This is a genomic window from Lachnospira rogosae (ex Hitch et al. 2025), assembly GCF_040096455.1.
In the GTDB taxonomy this organism is placed as follows: domain Bacteria; phylum Bacillota; class Clostridia; order Lachnospirales; family Lachnospiraceae; genus Lachnospira; species Lachnospira rogosae.
The window spans coordinates 60,248-79,472 of record NZ_JBBMER010000004.1; the positions used below are offsets into that span (position 1 = coordinate 60,248).

At 35.5% G+C, this 19,225-nt stretch carries 26 protein-coding genes; 19 read left to right on the forward strand and 7 right to left on the reverse strand.

Going from position 1 to position 19,225, the window contains the following annotated elements:
- Positions 1 to 124 precede the first annotated feature (124 nt).
- The 3 genes from WMO14_RS06370 (at position 125) to WMO14_RS06380 (ending at position 4,662) form a co-directional block, all read left to right on the forward strand.
- Positions 125 to 1,534, forward strand: a complete 1,410-nt coding sequence (locus tag WMO14_RS06370) for a methyl-accepting chemotaxis protein (RefSeq protein WP_022501483.1) — start codon at positions 125 to 127, stop codon at positions 1,532 to 1,534.
- Between the two features lie 366 nt (positions 1,535 to 1,900).
- Positions 1,901 to 3,544, forward strand: a complete 1,644-nt coding sequence (locus WMO14_RS06375) for a putative manganese-dependent inorganic diphosphatase (protein ID WP_022501482.1) — start codon at positions 1,901 to 1,903, stop codon at positions 3,542 to 3,544.
- A gap of 245 nt (positions 3,545 to 3,789) precedes the next feature.
- Positions 3,790 to 4,662, forward strand: coding sequence for a methionyl aminopeptidase (locus tag WMO14_RS06380; RefSeq protein WP_022501481.1), 873 nt, complete (start codon positions 3,790 to 3,792; stop codon positions 4,660 to 4,662).
- A gap of 290 nt (positions 4,663 to 4,952) precedes the next feature.
- Here the strand turns inward: WMO14_RS06380 and WMO14_RS06385 are convergent, their stop codons facing one another.
- From WMO14_RS06385 to WMO14_RS06405, 5 genes are all read right to left on the reverse strand, one after another.
- Positions 4,953 to 5,522, reverse strand: coding sequence for a manganese catalase family protein (locus WMO14_RS06385; protein WP_349153489.1), 570 nt, complete (start codon positions 5,520 to 5,522; stop codon positions 4,953 to 4,955).
- A gap of 52 nt (positions 5,523 to 5,574) precedes the next feature.
- Entirely contained in the window at positions 5,575 to 7,044 is a 1,470-nt protein-coding gene (locus WMO14_RS06390) for a recombinase family protein (RefSeq protein ID WP_349153490.1), read from the reverse strand.
- Between the two features lie 359 nt (positions 7,045 to 7,403).
- Positions 7,404 to 9,005 carry a GIY-YIG nuclease family protein gene (locus WMO14_RS06395; RefSeq protein WP_349153491.1) on the reverse strand — a complete coding sequence of 534 codons (1,602 nt, stop codon included), beginning with the start codon at positions 9,003 to 9,005 and terminating at the stop codon, positions 7,404 to 7,406.
- Positions 9,006 to 9,018: 13 nt separating this feature from the next.
- Complete coding sequence (locus tag WMO14_RS06400) at positions 9,019 to 9,240, reverse strand: hypothetical protein (RefSeq protein ID WP_349153492.1); 222 nt, start codon at positions 9,238 to 9,240, stop codon at positions 9,019 to 9,021.
- Positions 9,241 to 9,258: 18 nt separating this feature from the next.
- Positions 9,259 to 9,642, reverse strand: a complete 384-nt coding sequence (locus WMO14_RS06405) for a helix-turn-helix domain-containing protein (RefSeq protein ID WP_349153493.1) — start codon at positions 9,640 to 9,642, stop codon at positions 9,259 to 9,261.
- A gap of 183 nt (positions 9,643 to 9,825) precedes the next feature.
- Here WMO14_RS06405 and WMO14_RS06410 point away from each other — a divergent pair, with 183 nt between their 5' ends.
- A complete protein-coding gene (locus WMO14_RS06410) occupies positions 9,826 to 10,026 on the forward strand; it encodes a helix-turn-helix domain-containing protein (protein ID WP_349153494.1) in 201 nt (66 codons plus the stop codon).
- Positions 10,027 to 10,101: 75 nt separating this feature from the next.
- The gene (locus tag WMO14_RS06415) at positions 10,102 to 10,359 is read left to right on the forward strand and encodes a hypothetical protein (RefSeq protein ID WP_349153495.1); all 258 of its coding nucleotides are present in this window, start codon (positions 10,102 to 10,104) and stop codon (positions 10,357 to 10,359) included.
- Here the strand turns inward: WMO14_RS06415 and WMO14_RS06420 are convergent.
- Positions 10,334 to 10,759: a hypothetical protein gene (locus tag WMO14_RS06420; RefSeq protein ID WP_349153496.1), complete on the reverse strand. Its 426-nt coding sequence runs from the start codon at positions 10,757 to 10,759 to the stop codon at positions 10,334 to 10,336. The two genes, WMO14_RS06415 and WMO14_RS06420, sit on opposite strands and share 26 nt — an antisense overlap.
- A 505-nt stretch (positions 10,760 to 11,264) precedes the next feature.
- Between WMO14_RS06420 and WMO14_RS06425 the strand changes: the two genes are divergently transcribed.
- Both WMO14_RS06425 and WMO14_RS06430 read left to right on the forward strand, forming a co-directional pair.
- Entirely contained in the window at positions 11,265 to 11,492 is a 228-nt protein-coding gene (locus tag WMO14_RS06425; protein ID WP_349153497.1) for a hypothetical protein, read from the forward strand.
- 2 nt (positions 11,493 to 11,494) lie between these two features.
- Positions 11,495 to 11,677, forward strand: a complete 183-nt coding sequence (locus WMO14_RS06430) for a hypothetical protein (RefSeq protein ID WP_349153498.1) — start codon at positions 11,495 to 11,497, stop codon at positions 11,675 to 11,677.
- Between the two features lie 16 nt (positions 11,678 to 11,693).
- Here WMO14_RS06430 and WMO14_RS06435 read toward each other — a convergent pair whose 3' ends face one another.
- Positions 11,694 to 11,924 carry a hypothetical protein gene (locus WMO14_RS06435; RefSeq protein WP_349153499.1) on the reverse strand — a complete coding sequence of 77 codons (231 nt, stop codon included), beginning with the start codon at positions 11,922 to 11,924 and terminating at the stop codon, positions 11,694 to 11,696.
- 115 nt (positions 11,925 to 12,039) lie between these two features.
- On the opposite strand from WMO14_RS06435, the gene WMO14_RS06440 reads away from it, so the two are divergent.
- From WMO14_RS06440 to WMO14_RS06495, 12 genes are all read left to right on the forward strand, one after another.
- Positions 12,040 to 12,357 (forward strand): hypothetical protein, encoded by a 318-nt coding sequence (locus WMO14_RS06440; protein ID WP_349153500.1) that lies wholly within the window; start codon positions 12,040 to 12,042, stop codon positions 12,355 to 12,357.
- Positions 12,358 to 12,378: 21 nt separating this feature from the next.
- Positions 12,379 to 12,768 (forward strand): beta-sandwich lipoprotein, encoded by a 390-nt coding sequence (locus WMO14_RS06445; protein WP_349153501.1) that lies wholly within the window; start codon positions 12,379 to 12,381, stop codon positions 12,766 to 12,768.
- Positions 12,769 to 12,865: 97 nt separating this feature from the next.
- On the forward strand, positions 12,866 to 13,090 hold the full coding sequence (locus WMO14_RS06450; protein WP_349153502.1) for a hypothetical protein: 225 nt from the start codon (positions 12,866 to 12,868) through the stop codon (positions 13,088 to 13,090).
- A gap of 64 nt (positions 13,091 to 13,154) precedes the next feature.
- The gene (locus tag WMO14_RS06455) at positions 13,155 to 13,292 is read left to right on the forward strand and encodes a hypothetical protein (RefSeq protein ID WP_349153503.1); all 138 of its coding nucleotides are present in this window, start codon (positions 13,155 to 13,157) and stop codon (positions 13,290 to 13,292) included.
- Positions 13,293 to 13,294: 2 nt separating this feature from the next.
- The gene (locus WMO14_RS06460) at positions 13,295 to 13,495 is read left to right on the forward strand and encodes a hypothetical protein (protein ID WP_349153504.1); all 201 of its coding nucleotides are present in this window, start codon (positions 13,295 to 13,297) and stop codon (positions 13,493 to 13,495) included.
- Between the two features lie 170 nt (positions 13,496 to 13,665).
- Entirely contained in the window at positions 13,666 to 14,451 is a 786-nt protein-coding gene (locus tag WMO14_RS06465) for a rolling circle replication-associated protein (protein ID WP_349153505.1), read from the forward strand.
- A 9-nt stretch (positions 14,452 to 14,460) separates the two neighbouring features.
- Positions 14,461 to 14,907, forward strand: a complete 447-nt coding sequence (locus WMO14_RS06470; RefSeq protein WP_349153506.1) for an RNase H family protein — start codon at positions 14,461 to 14,463, stop codon at positions 14,905 to 14,907.
- A complete protein-coding gene (locus tag WMO14_RS06475; protein WP_349153507.1) occupies positions 14,900 to 15,391 on the forward strand; it encodes a hypothetical protein in 492 nt (163 codons plus the stop codon). The genes WMO14_RS06470 and WMO14_RS06475 overlap by 8 nt, the downstream gene beginning before the upstream one ends.
- Positions 15,391 to 17,340 carry a PcfJ domain-containing protein gene (locus WMO14_RS06480; protein ID WP_349153508.1) on the forward strand — a complete coding sequence of 650 codons (1,950 nt, stop codon included), beginning with the start codon at positions 15,391 to 15,393 and terminating at the stop codon, positions 17,338 to 17,340. The genes WMO14_RS06475 and WMO14_RS06480 overlap by 1 nt, the downstream gene beginning before the upstream one ends.
- Complete coding sequence (locus tag WMO14_RS06485) at positions 17,337 to 18,572, forward strand: hypothetical protein (protein ID WP_349153509.1); 1,236 nt, start codon at positions 17,337 to 17,339, stop codon at positions 18,570 to 18,572. Before WMO14_RS06480 ends, WMO14_RS06485 begins: the two co-directional genes overlap by 4 nt.
- On the forward strand, positions 18,569 to 19,015 hold the full coding sequence (locus WMO14_RS06490; RefSeq protein WP_349153510.1) for a DUF4406 domain-containing protein: 447 nt from the start codon (positions 18,569 to 18,571) through the stop codon (positions 19,013 to 19,015). The genes WMO14_RS06485 and WMO14_RS06490 overlap by 4 nt, the downstream gene beginning before the upstream one ends.
- Positions 18,979 to 19,215, forward strand: coding sequence for a hypothetical protein (locus WMO14_RS06495; protein ID WP_349153511.1), 237 nt, complete (start codon positions 18,979 to 18,981; stop codon positions 19,213 to 19,215). The genes WMO14_RS06490 and WMO14_RS06495 overlap by 37 nt, the downstream gene beginning before the upstream one ends.
- The last annotated feature ends 10 nt before the right edge of the window (positions 19,216 to 19,225 follow it).

Here is a 19,225-nt window from a genome sequence, read left to right on the forward strand (position 1 = left end):
TGAATTAATATATGTGATTAAATCTGTGAAAAATGTTAAAAAAGCTAATTATTTAGTTGGCTAAATATATTAAATATGTTAAAATAAACTATAAAAAGTAGCAATGAATGGAGGTCGTTTTGTTATGTTTGGAAAAAATAGAACAGCACAAGACACATTAGGCAATGACAGAGAATTATTATTGCAGGCTATGGATAAGATAATAGCCGGCGATTTCAGTGAGGTCTCTGCTGAAGGTTTTAGAGATCCTATATATGCAGAAAAGCTTAACCAGATGATTGGTGCATATAAGAAAGCTAATAATAATTATATTATGAGACTTAATGAGGCAATGCAGTCTATAGGAGATAATTCATATGTTAAGAATATGCTTGATCAGGTGTATACACAACAGCAGTCTATAACAGATATGAATTCTTCAAGCCAGATACTTAAGGAGTCAATTGGTAATATTTCAGACGCAATGGGTGAGATTCGTGATAATACCCACGATATGTTACAGGTGTCACAGAGTAGTGCTGCTAATATGAACGACAGTATAACAGTCGTTAATGAATCATCACAGAAGATAGCAGATATTAATAACCAGGTTAATGCATTCCACGAGAAGATTAATAAGATCGGCGAGATTGTTGATATCGTTAAGAAGGTAGCAAGCCAGAGTAATCTTCTTGCACTTAATGCTTCAATTGAGGCTGCAAGAGCAGGTGAAGCAGGAAAGGGCTTTGCAGTAGTTGCTGATCAGGTAAGACAACTTTCAAGCAATACATCTGAGTCGGCAGAAGATATTGTTAAATATGTCAATGAACTTAAGCAGGATATTGAAGTGCTTGCTAATTCAATGAATGAGACAACGGTCAAGTTATCAGAAGGTAATGAAAAGGTAGAGATATCATTAAGAGATATTGAGCGAATGAATGAACAGATGGTAGCAATCAATGCTTCTGTAGAAAGCATTTTCAATGACATTGACAGACAGTCAGAGACAACAACAGAATTTACTAATCAGGTACAGACAATAGCAGATTCTTACGGAATGCTGACTAAGGAATGTACAGAGACTGGTACCCATATATTCAAGATAGGAAGATACATAGATACCTGCCGAAGCGATATGTTCAGGGAAGCTGGTAAAGTAACAACTCAGGATATGTTAAAAATATTCGAGATTGACCACTTTATTGTTATGTGGAGAGTGTATAACAATGTCGCAGATTTCGAGAGATTAAAGATAACACAGCTTAACAATCAAGACAGTTGTAAGCTTGGTAAGTGGATGCATGCACAGACAGATCCTAAGATTACAGGAAGTCAGGAATTCAAGAAGCTTGATTCTGCACACAGACTTGTTCACAAGTATGCTTGTGATTCTTGGATGGCTAAGGATAAGGGAGATGCTGCTGCAGCTATTGCGGCATTTGAAAAGTGCCGTGAAGCTTATGGAGAATTCAAGAAGGCTATCGGTGAGATGAGGAGCTATATGAGAACAATTGGATATACAGATGAGACTAAGATAGTTATCTTCAGGAATTAGTTAAATATAATCACAGATTATAAGATAAGCTGGAATTTACATAGCTGTCTTTAATGCAGGATATGCCTTAAGGATATAAGCTTGTAGAATTCCAGCTTTTTTTTATTTATAAAATTTAATTATTTATATACTATTTATATATGGGATTTAATTAACAAAATTTAACCACATATATAATGGATTTTAATAATAAAACTCAATCATCTATATACTGGACTTTTTAATAATAAGAGTTCATAATATAAGTTATGAATAAATAATGATATATTCGTGATTACTATGACAAGCAGGTATGCATTAAGACTGCCTGTTGTCCCTTCGCAATACAGCAATGTTGTATTAAATTGCGTAAGAATGGAGATTGTTATGAGAGAGGTATATGTAATAGGACATAAGAACCCGGATACAGATTCGGTGTGCTCAGCAATATGCTATTCCAGACTGAAAAATCTGATTACTGGAAGTGAGGATTATATTCCTAAAAGAGCAGGACATCTTAACGAAGAAACTCAGTATGTTCTTGAAAAATGTGGTGTAAAACCTCCTGCATATATTAAAGATGTTAGACCTCAGGTAAGAGATATTGATGTCAGGAAGATAAGTGGAATATCGGAAGATCTTTCAGTAAGAAATGCGTGGAAATTAATGAAAGAAAGAGGTGTTGAGACACTTCCTATCATTGAAGATGATAAGCTGAAAGGACTTGTTACAATCAGTGATGTTGCTAAGTCATATTTTGAAATGTATGACAGTGATATATTATCTGTTTCAGGCACAAGTCTCAGTAATATCGTGGATACCCTTAAGGGCGAAGTTATAACTGGTGATATAGATAAGCATTTTAATAAGGGGAAGATGATTATTGCTGCCGCCAATCCTGATATGATGGAAAATATGATTGAAGAGGGTGATTTTGTAATTCTTGGCAATAGATATGAGTCACAATTATGTGCTATTGAGATGGAGGCGGGATGTCTTATAATATGTGAGGGTGCAAAGGTATCAAGCACAATAACCAAGATAGCTGCACAGCATAATTGTGTTATAATATCGACAGCGTATGATACATATACAGTTGCAAGACTTATTAATCAGGCCATTCCTGTAAGTTTCTTTATGAAGCAGGAAGCACTTATTAAGTTCAAGCTAAACGATTTTATTGAAGATATACAGGATATAATGGCTAAGAAGCGTTACAGGGATTTCCCAATTGAGGACGATACAGGCAGATATGTCGGTATGATTTCAAGAAGAAATATTATTAAGACCGATAAGAAGAAGATAATTCTTGTAGACCATAATGAAAAAAATCAGGCTGTATTTGGTATTGAGGATACTGATATATTAGAGATAATAGATCATCACAGACTTGGCTGCATACAGACGATAACACCTGTATTTTTCAGAAATCAGCCGCTTGGCTGTACTGCAACAATAATATATCAGATGTACTGTGAGCATAATATAGATATTGATAAGACGACAGCCGCACTGTTATGTTCGGCAATAATATCAGATACGCTTATATTAAAATCACCAACCTGCACACACTATGATGTTGATGCCTGTCAGGTATTAGCTGATATAGCTGGTATTGATATAGAAGAATACGGCAGGGAAATGTTCAGGGCAGGAAGTAATCTTTCCGACAAATCAGAAGAAGAGATATTCTATAGGGATTACAAGAAGTTCTCAATTGGAGAGATAACTGTAGGTGTTGGACAAGTAAATTGTATGAGTCAGGAAGAGATAGAGGGGCTTATTAAGAAAGAAGCTTCTTATATCACAAGTGTTACGGATAAGTCAGATGAGATAAATATTGCATATCTTCTTCTGACAGATGTAATGAAAGAGACATCTTATGTTATGTTATCAGGTAAGAATGCTGAACAGGTGCTTATGCAGGCATTTAACCTTGATGAGATAACCAACAATTATGTAATACTTCCTGGTGTTGTTTCGCGTAAAAAGCAGTTCCTGCCAGCTATAGTTGAGGTATTACAGCAATAATGTGAAGATGAGGATATATAGCAGTAATTGGTAATTTGCAGGTATAGTTGATGTAGATATATAGTGGTAATGCACAGGTATAGCTGATGTAAATATATAGCAGTAATTAGTAATTTACAGGTATAGCTGATGCAGATATATTGTGGTATTGCATATGTATAACAGTATTATAAATTGGTATTGTATATATAGTAATATTACAGATTAGAAAGTGTATATATGCACAGAAATGAGGAGTAACAACAATGAAGAAGTTAATGAGAAATGACCCTTGCTGGTGTGGCAGTAAAAAGCCTTATTGTGAATGCCATATGGATTTTGATAAGAAAATTGAAATGTACAGAAAGAAATTCCACAAAGTTCCACCAAGAAGCATTATAAAGAATGAAGAACAGCTTCAGGGTATGAGAGAGAGCAGTAAGATTAATATTGCTGTACTTGATTATGTAGCTGAGAACATTAAAGTGGGTATGACAACACAGGAAATTGATGAGATGGTGTATGAAAAGACAACAGCTATGGGTGGAATTCCAGCACCTCTTAATTATGAAGGATTTCCAAAGAGTGTGTGTACATCTATTAACAATGAAGTATGTCACGGTATTCCATCATCTAATATAGTATTAGCAGATGGTGATATCGTAAATGTTGACTGCTCAACAATTCTTAATGGCTATTTTTCAGATTCTTCAAGAATGTTCTGTTTAGGAAATGTTGCACCAGAGCATAAGAAGCTTGTAGATGTTGCAAAGGAATGTGTGGAGCTTGGACTTGCACAGGTTAAGCCCTGGGGACATCTGGGGGATGTTGCAGATGCAATAAGCAAGCACGCCAAGGAAAATGGATATTCAGTGGTTCGTGAAGTGGGCGGACACGGAATTGGTCTTGAATTCCACGAAACACCATTTGTCAGTTATGTTATTAAGAAGGGAACAGGTATGGTTATGGCACCCGGTATGGTATTCACTATTGAGCCAATGATTAATGCCGGTTACCCGGATGTATATGTTGATGATGACAATGGCTGGACAATATACACAGAAGATGATTCATATTCAGCACAGTGGGAAATAATGGTTCACGTTACTGATGATGGATATGAGGTTATGACATACTAATTAAGAATATATAATTATTATTTGATACAAATTATTATTGGATATAGAAGCTATCTGATGTGGAAGAATTCGTATGGTTCACACGCAGCTTGTATAGACAGGAAATATAAGGAAGATACAGGAGAGCGTACACCTGCCAGACAGCTTTATATATTAATAAAGGGGCTGCCGCACTAAGAAATGTATATATTATATAGATTGATAGTTAAGTCGGTATATCTATATAGTTATATTTTCTTATTGCGACAGTCCAATTTTATGCTATAGACTATGATTTCATATTGGCATAATTATTTCTTGATACAGTTGCAGTTTTTATCAAATTCAGGATTGTATAGATAGTAATTATTACAGTCAAGCTTGCTCTGTATTATAGATAAGGCTTCACCAAAACGTTGGAAGTGGACGATTTCACGCTCTCTTAAGAATTTAAGTGGGTCGAGAACATCGGGGTCATCTTTGGCAAGCCTTATAAGGTTATCGTAAGTTGTGCGTGCCTTTTGTTCTGCCGCCATATCTTCAACGATATCTGTTATAGAATCACCTTTTGATTGGAATTCGCACGCATTAAATGGAATACCACCTGCCGCCTGAGGCCACACGGCTGATGTATGGTCTACATAGTAGGCTTCAAAAGGAGTTCCTTTAATCTGTTCCATTGTAAGGTTTCTTGTGAGCTGATGAACCATTGTGCTAATCATTTCAAAATGCCCCAGCTCCTCAGTGCCGATATCTGTAAGCAGCCCGGCAACTTCCCTGTATGGCATAGAATATCTTTGCGAGATGTAACGCATAGAAGCACCAAGCTCGCCGTCCGGTCCACCATACTTCAATAAGGTATACTGCTGAAAAGCCAGCATATATGCGGGTTTGACAACTTGGTAAAAATATAGTAAGTAAAATGTTTGCTATTTATTTTTGCAGGAAGAAGTACACTTCCAATTTATCATTTTCTTTATCATATACCATATGGTCAACAACACTTCTTATAGCATTAGCCCTTGTAAGAGTATTATTAGAGGTATCTTTTATAATGTCATATACAGTTGATATGCTCTTAAGCATAGCAGCATTGGAGTCTGTACTGGAAGTATTATTAAATGCTTCTAACTGCTTTTCAAGTGCAGCACGTTCATCCTTAAGAAGCTGCTTATTCTCTTTGTATTCCTCTAAGGTGTCGATTCCATCCCGGTATGCCTGTTTAATTCTTGCTTCTTTATCCTCTAGTTTAGATAACTGACTTAAGATAACACTTCTGTCATCTGTATCAGGCTCATTTGAGCCTTTTTTAAGTTCGTAATGCAATTCCACACTTCCATTTAAAGCACGTTCAAATGCTTCATATACAGCCTGTTCAAGTGCGACAGTTTTAATATAGTGACTATGTGAACATTTTCCTTTGCTGTAATTGCCACACTGGTAACGTGTAGCATTAAGTCCAGCCATTAGCGATGCACCACAATCTGAACATTTGACAATTCCACCCAGCCAGTGTTTCATATGCCCTGCAGCTCTTGCTTTGTAAGGACGGCTTCTCAGTGCTATAAGATGCTGGACTTCATCCCAAGTCTCTTTATCAATCAGAGATTCATGTTTGCCTTCTGCTATGATCCAGTCGCTAACAGATTTAATAGTATGGTCATCATGTTTCTGTCTGTTCCATCTTACAGCACCGTAGTAGAATGGATTGGATAATATGTATTCCACAGTACGTCCTTCATATGTCGAACCACGTTTAGTCCGGTACCCAAGAGAATTAAGCTCTCTGGCAATCTCTAAGTAACTATGGCCGGATATATAATCATGATAAATCTTACGTACGATAACAGCCTCATCATCATATATGTATGGAATGCCAGTGTCTTTATTCATCTTATAACCCAGCGGAAGGGAAGACTGGTAGCCACCTCTTAATGCTTTTTCTGTCATGCCACGTAGAACTTCTCCGGAGAGACGGATAGAGTAGTATTCATCCATCCATTCAATTATTCTTTCAATAAGACTTCCAAAAGGACCATCAATCAAAGGCTCTGATATGCTCACAACCTCAACGTGGTTCTTTTTCAGTAAAGACTTATATACGATAGACTCTTCCTGGTTACGCGCAAATCGGCTGAATTTCCATACAAGAATGACATCAAAAGGGTGTTCTTTGCTTTTTGCCATTCCTATCATTTTCATAAATTCTGGTCTTTTATCAGCTTTCTTGCCGGAAATACCATTATCAAGATAGATATTACTTGCCAGAAGTGACATATTATTCTTTTTAGCAAAGTCTATCAGAAGACGTTTTTGTGCATCCGGAGAAAGTTCTTCCTGTTTGTCAGTAGATACACGGATATAAGCACATGCAGATTTCATATTAAGTATATCCTTAGCCATATTAATCATCCTTTCTGTAAAATATATGCAAGTTGCACCGGTGCAACTCAAAAATGGGTACAAAAATAACACCACTTGCAAAAGCGGTGCTATGAATGATATAATATAGCTTGTCTAGGGCGGTATTATATCATAAGCACAGCTTATGTAAGTATCGTGGTAAAAGCTCTTGTGTTGGTAGCACAGGGGCTTTTATTTATTTTTAAATCATAACGGCATTATCACCGAGATGGTATAAAAAGACTCTGGACCCGAAGGACACCAGAGTACATTCAAGAGTAGTGTATCTTGAATGTATATTAGTGTCAATAGTCATTCCCACATCTCCAACACATAAAATGTTGGTTTAAAGCTGATAATTATTCGTCTTCATCATCATCAAGAGAGTATGAGTTAGTATAGTTAGAATCAGAAGAAAGAGATTGACGATATTCGCCAGCTACCATTGTTTTGTTAAATTCTGCCGTTGGTTCTATTTCATCAACTATCTTTTCAAGCTCATCTATAGATATCTTGAAAAATTCCTTACGCATATTAACTTTATTTACACGTCTATCATTAAGTATTTCGTGCATCTTATTTTCAAGAGCTACAGCATCTTTAGAGAATATGAAGCTATGTACATCAAATTTAAAAGGAACGCTGGCGTTTCCGAGCTCATTAATTCTGTCTTGAGGTTCAAGCCTACGTGTCATACCTACTTTAAATACATCTTCACCAAAAGCTCCTAAGTTACTTATTATATAAACAGTACCGGCTTTACCATTTTGTAAGTTAGTTATTTCATCCTTTTTAATAATTACTTCACCTAATTGAGATTGAAGTTCAAGGATTCTTGCCTTGAGTTTATCAATTTCTGATTCATCAGTAGTATTTAACATAGTATCTTGCAACTTACTAATTTCAGTATTGAACTTTTCTTCTTCCTGTTGAATATGTTTCTTTTCACGTTCAAGAGCTTTACGTTCTTCAGCTTCCTGTCGCATTTGTTCTTTAAGAGCCATCTGTTCTTGCTTAGCTTGCTCACGTTTAACATAGTAATTATATTCAATTTTAACAGCATTAATAAAGAGATATTCTAATTCGCCTATGAACTTTGTAAGAGTACCAGCAATAGTCTGATTGCCTTCGCCAGCAATCTTAAGGTATTTTGCAGAAATATCTTTTACATGTTCGATTGCAGTATCTAGCTTTTCATATTTTAGTGCATATAATACATTCTGTAATTCAGCTCTTAATGCTATTACCATTAGGTTGTAGATAGCTTTATTAGCTTTGGTTGTATATCTGGCAGAATATTGCTTTAAAAGATTGTCTATAAGCTTTTCATTATCTTTATAAGCTTTTCGCAGACTCTTTATGTCCATACAATGTAATTTAAGAATTACTGAAGGAGCAATTTCTTCGGCATCTTTTAAATCACTTGTGCTTAATATGCAACTATTATAAGGGATTTCTAAATTTATGAAGTTATCAAATGCATAAGCAAAACTTTTATACAATTCTTTGGAACGTGATATTTTACGCTGCTGGGTTGCAAGAGATTTTTTTAGTTTATCATCCTGTTGTTGCAATTCATTAATTTCAGTTCTCAGTTTATCAATTAATACATTATTACTCTGTATTTCTTCATTGAGAGAATCAAGGTTAGCTTTTGCTTCGCTTTCAGCAGAAGCAATCTTTGTGGATGATTCCTGTTCTATTTGTTCAATCTTTTTCTTTGTTTCTATATATTCAGTAACACCTAGCTCATCACATGTTTGTTTCATTTCAGAATATTCCTGCGATAGTTGATTGTTCTGATTGAATGTTTGTGTAAATAGTTCTTTTTGTTTCTTATCATTTACAGCTTTTATGATAAGAAGAATAATGCCGATTATAGGCGGAATAATAAGAAACCAGCATGCACATAAAAGTGCAATAAACCAAGTGCTTAAGTACCATTTTTGTTTTGTGTTCATAATAAATATCCCCCTATTCTTCTCTATGTGCAAATATTTCAACTACCTGAACATCTTTGTCTGGCTTGTCGTAATCGCCATTTTCAATATGCTTCATCTCGTGATGATAAGCCAACATTAGTTGTTCCATTGAGTGTCTGGCATTTAAGACTATGGTATAGGTATCATCATCACAGCAAACAGTATATGCCTTAATTGTGGTAGGCATATCTACATATAAAATATTAGTATCCAATTCCTCACCCTCTTATCTTTAATCATTTTTGTTAGACATTCGGTCAATCATCTCCTTTACAAACTGAATATCTTCTTTTTTAACCTTGCGTGATGCATCAAAGAGAACTTTATAGTCAGGGTTCTCATATAAGAACTGAGCCATATCTCTTGCATCATCATCAAGATAATATATATTATTATCTTCATTAGTATTATAAGAGAGTTTTTTTGTAGCTAAATCATTCATATCTATATTAAATATTTCAGATAATTTTTTTAAGGCTTTAAGTGGTGGTTCAGAAACACCAGACTCCCATTTTTGTATTGTAGTAAATGATTTATAACCAAGCATATTGGCTATGTCATCTTGAGAATATCCTTTTTTAGTTCTTAAAAAACGTATGTTTTCACCAAGGCACATATTAATGTCACCGCCCTTCTTAATTTATATTTGAATAATATAATATAATTGAAGAAAATTCAAGTAGAATTGATAAAAAGATAAAAAAACTTGAAATAAATTCAAAAAAGGTATTGACACTTGAATAAAAATCAAGTAACATATGCTTGAAAATAATTCAAGTTGAAATGAGGTGATGAAAAGTTGAATACAAATGAAATGCAGTTCTCCGTTAAAGAATTAAGAGCAAGAAAAAATGAAACACAGGAGCAAGTTGCCAACAAAATCGGTATTTCTCCCCAAACATACTGCTCATGGGAAAAAGATATATCTAATGTGGCAGTAAGCAAAGTTAGAGCTCTTGCTGAGCATTTCGGTGTAACTCTTAATCAGATAAAATTTTAATTTTTTTTTGAATTTAAACTTGAAATAAATTCAAGTAAATATTCAAAGCAAGTAATATAACAAGGAGGTATTTATATGGTAACAGCAATAGTATATGTATCAATGATACTTATTTTAATTGGTATAGCAGTTCAAATAAGTAAGAACATCCTAAGAAAAGAATTTGGCTTACATGATGAAGCAGGAGGGGAGTTTTATAAAAGAATACGAAAACGTTGCCTTGTTTTAGGGTGCAGAAACAAGGCAACGATATTCTTTGGATGGCGAGCAGGAGTTTGCCGAAAACATTATGATGAGATGCATAAGACTAAGAATTTAGAAAATCGTCAATAAAATTATCAGGGTCTGAAATTTGAGCATCTACTATAATGAATAAGCGCCTAAGGAGAATATTTATCTCTGAATTATTACTGTCAGAAGCGGTGATTAATTCAGAATATGCTTCTAAGCTTTTTTGAACATATAAAAATATAGTACCTTCTTGTAGAAAAGATAACTGTGCAGACTGAGTGCTTTGTTTTAAAAAGAAAAAGCCATTTTTATATTTAGCATAATAAGCACTAGAAAAATTAAGAGGGATAGTTAATGACCTTGTTGAAGTTATGTTATTTAAACTAAGAGGCTTAGTCTTCTCTAAAGTGGGATTAGACGATAATAATTTCCAATATAATTTGTTTTGTTTTGTGTCATCAATACACTTTTGTATAACTTTAATAATAGTTTCAGTGTCCATAGTTACTCCTTTTTTGTAGCCTTGCAACAATGTAATTCAAATCATTGCGAATTATTTTATTATTTACATCCAATTCGTTTTTTTGTAATTGTTTAATACAATGTCTTATTTTGTAATGATAAAAAAATGAAAGCATTAATGAAAAGTTTAATTTTATAGATAATAATTCTTGGATTAATGAGTCACAAATTTGGGGTGTGATAATTTCATCTTGATAAATACAATCTAAGATGGATTGTAACTTTTCGTAATGTATAGTGCTGTTTTTATTATATTCCTGTTTTTGAGAATTAAGGATTTTAATTATAAAGATATTAAAAAATATAGAGCAAATGGAAATTAAAAATCCAAGAATACCACAAATAGCAGATATTTTATTAATAAGCTCCCACATTTTTACATAACTCCTTTCTTAATTACTAGGCTAAGGTAATAGCCTGCGATTAAAGTATAGAAGTTATAACGGAATTAATCAAGATATTCCAAGCAAGTAATATACAAGGAGGTGAGAGCAATTGCGAAGAAAACATATAAGTACATTATCCGTAGCTACGAACCATTCATAGAAGAGAAAGCCAAGACATTTATACAGGCGGTATCAGCTATAAAGAAAATGAAAGTATCTGACATTAAGCATTATGAAGTTATAAGGATACCATTCAGAGAGAGGCATCCTAACTTCCCAATATATTTTTCAATAGCTGCGCTAATGATTATTAGTTTAAGAGGTTAAGAATGAATAGCATAAAAATTAATTACGATAAAGAAGAACTTGAAATAGATGGAGAGAAAATCACAAAGCCATTTATTGTAAAAGTTCCATATGATGATGGCTATCAAAGGGCAAAAGTATTTAATCATAAGAATGGATGGAAAGCAGGAGAGAAACTTCCCTGTATTTCAATAACAAGGAATTGATACAGGGAAGAATAAGTTATTCATAGAAAAATTTTATTGCTCTCAATTCATTGTTTTCAAGAACATAGTCATTCATATAAATTTTTAGGTATTGTCCATCAGGAGAAACAAGAGTGTCACCAACAGATACTACACCTAGATATGAAGGATGTATTAAAACAAAAGGTCGTCCTTGTTCGGTTACAGGAAGACCTTCACAAGTTCCAATTTCAGTAAAGTTGCTGATGATAGTGTATGTAATTGGCATAAACAAACTCCTTTCAAAAATACTCGGCTACGGCAATAGCCTGTGATTAAAGTATAGGAGCTGTGACAGAATTAGGCAAGATATTCTAGCAAGTAACATACAAGGAGGTGAGAGCGTGAGAGAGAATACAGATGAATTAATAGACAAGCTGGCAGACAATATTGTTGGTGAGGTTTTAAATGAAACAGGCACTAAGGAAAATGAACAGAAGTGCTTATCTCAAGGAATGGAAAATGCAGTTGGATTACAACAATGGAGAGATTTGAGAACAGGTGAGTTTAAAGTGGGTGGCAAGTTATTTACTGGTGAAAGTGCCAAAAGAGCTACTCAGATTGTTAAAGCATTAGATGGTTTAACAATCCGAGAAGCTCAGGACTTGTTAGAGAGAGTAAATATACATTTACTTAACTTTGTAGTTACCACAGATAGATGAGATCAGCTTAAGGAGTGAAGAATGATAAAGAGAAAAAACACAATAATAGCAGCTTTAATATTAGGTGCATCATTAACAATGACAGGTTGTAGTGAAGCGGATAAGGTTAATTACAATATGTCCAAGCAGGCAGATTATTTTGAGTGCGAACGAAAAATAACAGTATACAATGCGCGTACAGACAAAATCATTATGGAAGCAGAAGGCTATATGAGCATAAGTAATGATAGTGAAAATGAGCTGGTGTGTACAGTTAAGACAGGTGCAGATGAATACAGAAAGAATTACATATATCTCAATGATTACACAATGTATGTTGTTGAGGATATAACAGGAACACATTCTGACCCATATCATTACAAGATGTATTTTCATACAGAAAGTCTTATTGATGTGGATACAAGACCATAAAAAGGAGAAGATATGAACACAACAGCAGTAGCAATAACAACTATTATCTGTATAACAATATTAGTTTTATGCAGAGATGATAAGAAGAGGTGATACTATGGAGCATTTTAATTCAAGCGAAGCAAGAGTAGCACAGGATAAATATTGCGATAGAGAAGGTTATCCACATTTTGCACCCCGAGATGGTAAATGCTGGAACTGTAATAAAGACATTTATACAGAGCAGGACCACGGAGGATATAAAACAGGTATCTCTGTAGAAAAGGCAGGTTCAACACTGATTACTGGGTGTCCACACTGCAACAGGACATATTGTGATTAAAAGATGTAATCAGGACATTCAGTGTAAGCATATAAGACAGTAACCACAAGTCAGAGGTGAGAGTGTGAACATAGTAATAAAGATTATAGATGGTGACAAGATTATTGATTACGATTCACTGTCAGACAAAGAGAAGAAAGAGTACGGACAGCGGCTTAATGAACAGGCTTTGACTTCGTTAGGTTATGTCAGAAAGGAGTAGATTTGTTATATACACAGGCACAACAGCATATCGAGAAAGAACCAAGGGATAAGAACTGGATAACATCTTTTGTGGCAGTTCCGTATAATAACCTGTATGACAGATTGTTCAGGCTGGCAGAAGAGTATGGAAAGATAAAGGCGGAAGTCTATATAGATAAAACAATAACAGACACTATATATGTAAAAGTAAGCAAAGTATAGATGAATAATAGAAAAAGAGCTGGTACAAGGAATACCGGCTCTTTCTCAAAACACATATAGATAAATCTCATATTTATTATATGTGTAAGTTCACTGAAAGTCAAGCGGGTGCAGGCTCGTCTTTGTAACTTTATAAATATATTAAAGTTAGGACATTTAAGGAGACAGGTATGGCTTACAGAAAAGATGTATGGCGCTTCCCTGGCTCTAATGAGTATGAGTATAAATTTATTGGTAATTATGGAGCTAAGGGCGAGAAACGCCATAAAAGACAGAAAGCAACACAGGAGCAGATTAGAAATCAGAACCAGAGGAATAAAGAAAAGAGAGTAAGAAGATTAATAAAAGCAAACTTTAAGGAGGGAGATCTATGGACAACCTTAAAGTATCCGAAGGGAACAAGGAAAAGCATCGACGAAGTAAGGAAAGACCTTAACAGTTTCTTAAGAAGTCTCAGGACAAGATATAAGAGCATCGATGAGATTGTGAAGTATATATACAGAATTGAGGTAGGAGCACTCGGAGGTGTGCATATACATATCCTTATAAACAGGGTTACAGGTGCAGATAAGATTATAACAAAATGCTGGGAAAGGTTTGGCCACGTTAACTATCAAAACATATATGAAACTGGCGGATATGCAGATCTGGCAGAGTATATCGTTAAACAGCCGGAAGAAAATACGGAAGAATACGAACAGCTTAATATGTTCAGCGTACAGGAACAGAAAGAACTTGTTAAGTATTCCTGTTCAAGGAATTTGGTACGTCCTGAGCCAGAACGCACTGATTACAGCAGAAGGACGATGAGAAAGATTATAGAAAATGGTCCGGAGCCGACACCAGGATATTTTATAGATCCATTGTCGATAGTAATGGGGACAAACCCTTATACAGGAATGAATTATCTGCATTATACAGAGTACAAGCTATTACGATTACAGGATGACCCATAAGGAGGAGCAATGAGACAGGTAAACATATATACAGCAACAACCTTTAAGGGACTAAATGTACAGAATGGCATTATAGGCTACATATTGGAGCTTGTAACAGACACGGAGCCGATAACACTGGACAGCACAGAACTGCTGTACGATATGAAGCCTAATAGGGCAGAACTAATAGCAGTTATTAAAGCACTACAACGGATGAAAGAAAAATGTGAACTGGTTATATATACAGAGTCTCCTTATGTGGCAAATGCTTTTAATGCTGGCTGGCCAGACAAGTGGAAGCAGAATAATTATAAAACAGCAAAAGGCGGTGATGTGGCAAACGCAGATGAATGGAGAAAGCTGGATGAACTGCTTGCAGGACATAAGTATGAATTTTGCCTGCAAGAGGAACATTCATACAGAAACTGGTTAAAAGGGCATATAGAGAAAGTAAAGGAGTATGAAGATGTTTGATATATTCGGAGAGTTTAACAGTGCAGAAGAAATAAACGAAGCGGCAGCAGCACAATTACAGGAAGGTGATACTGATGCAGTTATGACAATAGCAAGAGAAAATGGCATAGATGAAGATGATGCGCAGGACTATATAGATGGAATGGTGGATAAATTATGTTCTCCGCTTATGGCCGCATTTGGAAAAATAGAGGTTGAGACAGAGGAGCTACAGCCTAAAGAGATAATAGAAGACTGGGTTACCTACATAAAAAAGAGGTGTACAGAGTGCGAAGATATGGCTGTGGCGGTAAGAACAAAAGGTAAGAGCATTAAAGGCTGTATAGCGGCACTTCTAAAATGGAGTTTCACCAATTCGTATGATGTAGACAAAAATATAGTAAAACAGGCGGGCATAAGAAATAGTAATGTAAAAATGGGTATCCCCGGAATGGCAACAGCGTACAGGCTTATAGATGAATATTATCTTGGAGGCAGCAGATAGTGAAAAAGCAGAAAATATTAGCATATGAAGGCAGAATACCTGTATCAGATAGAGAACTGACAGCAGCTGTTATTGATATTGATAATAAAAAGCATCTGATAATAGACCTATATATCGCAGGGGCAATAAAGTACAGAATGGCAGTGAATGACAAAGAATATGTACATTTTAATTATGAAAATCAAAAATGGGACTGCATATCAACTTGCTGGAACAGACCATATTCAGGAGAGTTGAGTAAAGCTAGTATAGACAGAGTGGATAAGCAGTTATTAAAAGAATGGTATGCAAAGGAAATACCTGCTGGATGGGATAATGAAGATTTAATATATGCAATAGAGCAGAAAGCATTTGATATTAAAACATCAGAAAGAATGTTAAAAGAAGAAAATGAAAAAGAAAAGTTATTTGCTATTATGCCTGAAAAACCAAAGCTCTTAGATGAAACTATTAACAGATACATAGAAGCTGGAAATATTATTTATTACAAGCGCAAGGGCAGTTATGCAGATTATTATTGCTGTCAGTGTGGAGAAAAATTTACAAGGCGAATAAAAGCCACAGAAGCTTATGCAGGTCCATCGGTGGATATTGTGCCACGAAGATATCAATCAAAAGAGTGTCCAAAATGCAAAAGAAAAGGGACACTGCTTAACTGGGGGCGTGCAAAGATTACAAATCAGGTGTTTGAAGTGCTTTTGTATCAGGCAGCAGAAGATGAAACACTTGTAATAAGAGCTTACGCAGTAAGAGCAGTACGAAGCCCAGGCAGTATATTAACTAAAAAGATACTGGAGTATGGCAGGGTGTTCTTAAGAAGAGATTATGAGAGGATATATGACAATAGCTGTAATACAGGAAAATGGTGGAAGAGTAAAAAGCTTGACATATACAGGTCAGGCAAGCTGTGTGAAGTTAATTACAGTGAGGCAGTTGAAAAAAGTGATTTAAGACATATCCCAGCAACAGCATATAAGCTTATAAGTGAGGTAGGTGCAAGAGAGGAAAGGCATATATTGGCCAGATATGATACTCTTACTGCTTATGCACACGCACCGCAGATAGAACAGTTATACAAAATAGGCCTTATGCAGATATGCAGGAGATTAATTTTTGCGAAGGGACAAACAAGAGATATTAATAAAAAAGCAAAAACAGCCGCAGGAATTTTAAGAATAACAACTGAACAGTTAAGGTATTTAAGAGAGTCCGAACAGGAACTGCTTGCATTAAGTGTAATTAAAATTATGAATTACAGAAAAATACCATTTACACAGCATAATGCAGAGATTGTTACAAGATTGTATATAGCTGCACCTACGGAAGATAAGCTAAAGCACATTTTAAAGTACCAAAGCCCTGAAAAGCTATTGAACTATCTTAATAAGAATATACCAGAACACGCCATTCTGGCAGATGCTATTACAGAATATGATGATTACTTAAGAGCGAGGGAAGCTAATGGAGATGATCTTAGCAATACAGTGTATTTAAGACCGAGAGAACTTCACAAAACATACATAGAGTTAAGAGAGAAGATGGAACGTGCAAAGAGTGCCAAATACATTAAACAGATGAATGAGAAATATGCAAAGATAAAGGTTAATTCAGCGAAAGTTACAACAAAATATACCTGGCAGCAGTCGGGACTGCTTATAAGACCAGCAAGAGATGCAGGAGAAGTTGTTATGGAAGGACGTATTTTACATCATTGTGTGGGTGATGACCATCAGAGGTATTTAAGCAACTATAACCAGAATAAAGCAATAATACTTGTAATAAGGCACGAAAATGAGCCAGATAAACCATATATTACAGTGGAATATGAAAATAACAAGGTACAGCAGTGGTATGGAATAAGGGATACCAAGCCAGACAAAGAGACAATAGACAGCTTCTTAAAGGCTTATGTAGCTCACATTGCAGGAAAGGCAGGGAAAGCAGGATGAATGAATTAGAAGAAATTAGGAATTATGATGAATATAAGACGGCACTTGATAAGCAGATGAAAGAAACTGCTGAGGGGTTCGTAAGAATTGGCTATTTGTTAAAGCTGGCAAGAGATACAGATATTCTAAAATGGTCTGCATATACTAACGTAATCGAATTTGCCAGGGTGGAGTATGGTCTGGATAAGACAATGGTATCACGTTTTATAAGCATTAATGACAGGTTCTCGGAAAATGGCAACAGTCCAGTGCTTAAGACGTCATATAAAGGTTTTGGGTATGCCAAGCTTGTTATTATGCTCCAGCTTCCGGATGAACTTAATGAGGAGCTTACACCAGAGTATTCCAAGAGGGAAATACAGACACTCAAAGCGGAAGTTGATGAGGAAAAGAAAATAAGTGATCTGGAAATATATGCTGAGGGCACAGATACCGAAAAGACAGAGCTTGAGCAGATTATATACAAAATATGTGAAGAGAATATAGAGGTATATGAAAGCATATATGATGCAGTTACACACGAGAAATTAAATGCTGACAACATTGTGGATATGTTTGCACCTGCGGGAGATATGATTTATTCAGTACGAATACAGGGAGCAGGAAGAAAAGCAGTTTCTTTCAAGCAGGGAGAGGATATAGCAGTTGTAAGCCTTAGGACATCAGAGAAGGATACATACAATCCACAGGAAGTATACATTGCCACAATGAACATAGCAGGCAGGAACATAATAAATAGTGAGGCTGATGCCAAGACAGTATGGCAGCAGATATATGCTAAAGAATATCCTGAGAAAAAACCCCTAGTTGCACCGGTGCAACACAGTTCCAAAGCTGATATAAAAAAGTCAGAAAAGAAAACAAAGGTTGTAAAGGCAAAGCAGGAGGAAATCCACGATATAGAAAAGACAGTTCCCAAATCATCTCCTATAGAGACTCAGGAGCCTGAAAAGCCGATAAAGACAGAAGCTGAGCCTATAGATGAGCAGGTTGAAGGACAGAAGAATATTGCAGATTATCCTGATGTTATGCCAGTAGAACGTGTTGAGGGGACAGTTGAATCTCTCACATCAGAAGCTGATATAAAGAACAATATTATAACTGCGGCATCAAATATTAAATTCACATTGGAAGCTAACAGTTATATTACAGACAACATTATAGACAGGCTTATAGCATTAGCAGAAAACATAAAGACAGAGCTTGAACAGCTAAAAGGAGGCAGCAGATGAAAGTATATATAAGTTTACCGGTAACAGGAACATCCGACTATAAGGAGAGAGCAGAGGCAATCGAAAAAGTTCTTACAGAGCAGGGACATACAGTAATTAACCCAGTAAAGGTGTGTGAGAACCTTCCCAAGGATACAACACACAAAGAAATTATGAATATATGCATTTCTATGCTTGATATGTGTGATGTGGCAGTATTTGCACCAGGGTGGGAACATTCAACAGGCTGTACGCTTGAGATGTGCAGGGCAATGAATAATAAAATTACAATTGGTTTTGTAGGAGAGTTAGAAGAGAAATGGGAAAATCAAAACAGGCAAGAGCACACGAATTTACAGAAAAAGCAAGAAAGGAAATCTATGCAAGAGACTTCGGTCAGTGTATTTTCTGCATTAAGAAATACAATATGCAGGGTTCAACGTGGTATTCAGAGCAAATACTAAGCGTTATGCACTATATACCAAGGTCAAGAGGCGGCTTAGGAATACCGCAGAATGGAGCTATAGGATGTCAGTTCCATCACAATATGTTAGACAATGGAAATCAAGGAAAGAGAAAGGAGATGTTGGAGATATTCAGACAGTATTTGCAGGAGCTTTATCCGGAATGGAATGAGGATGAGCTTGTATACAGAAAATGGTAAAAAGGGAGGT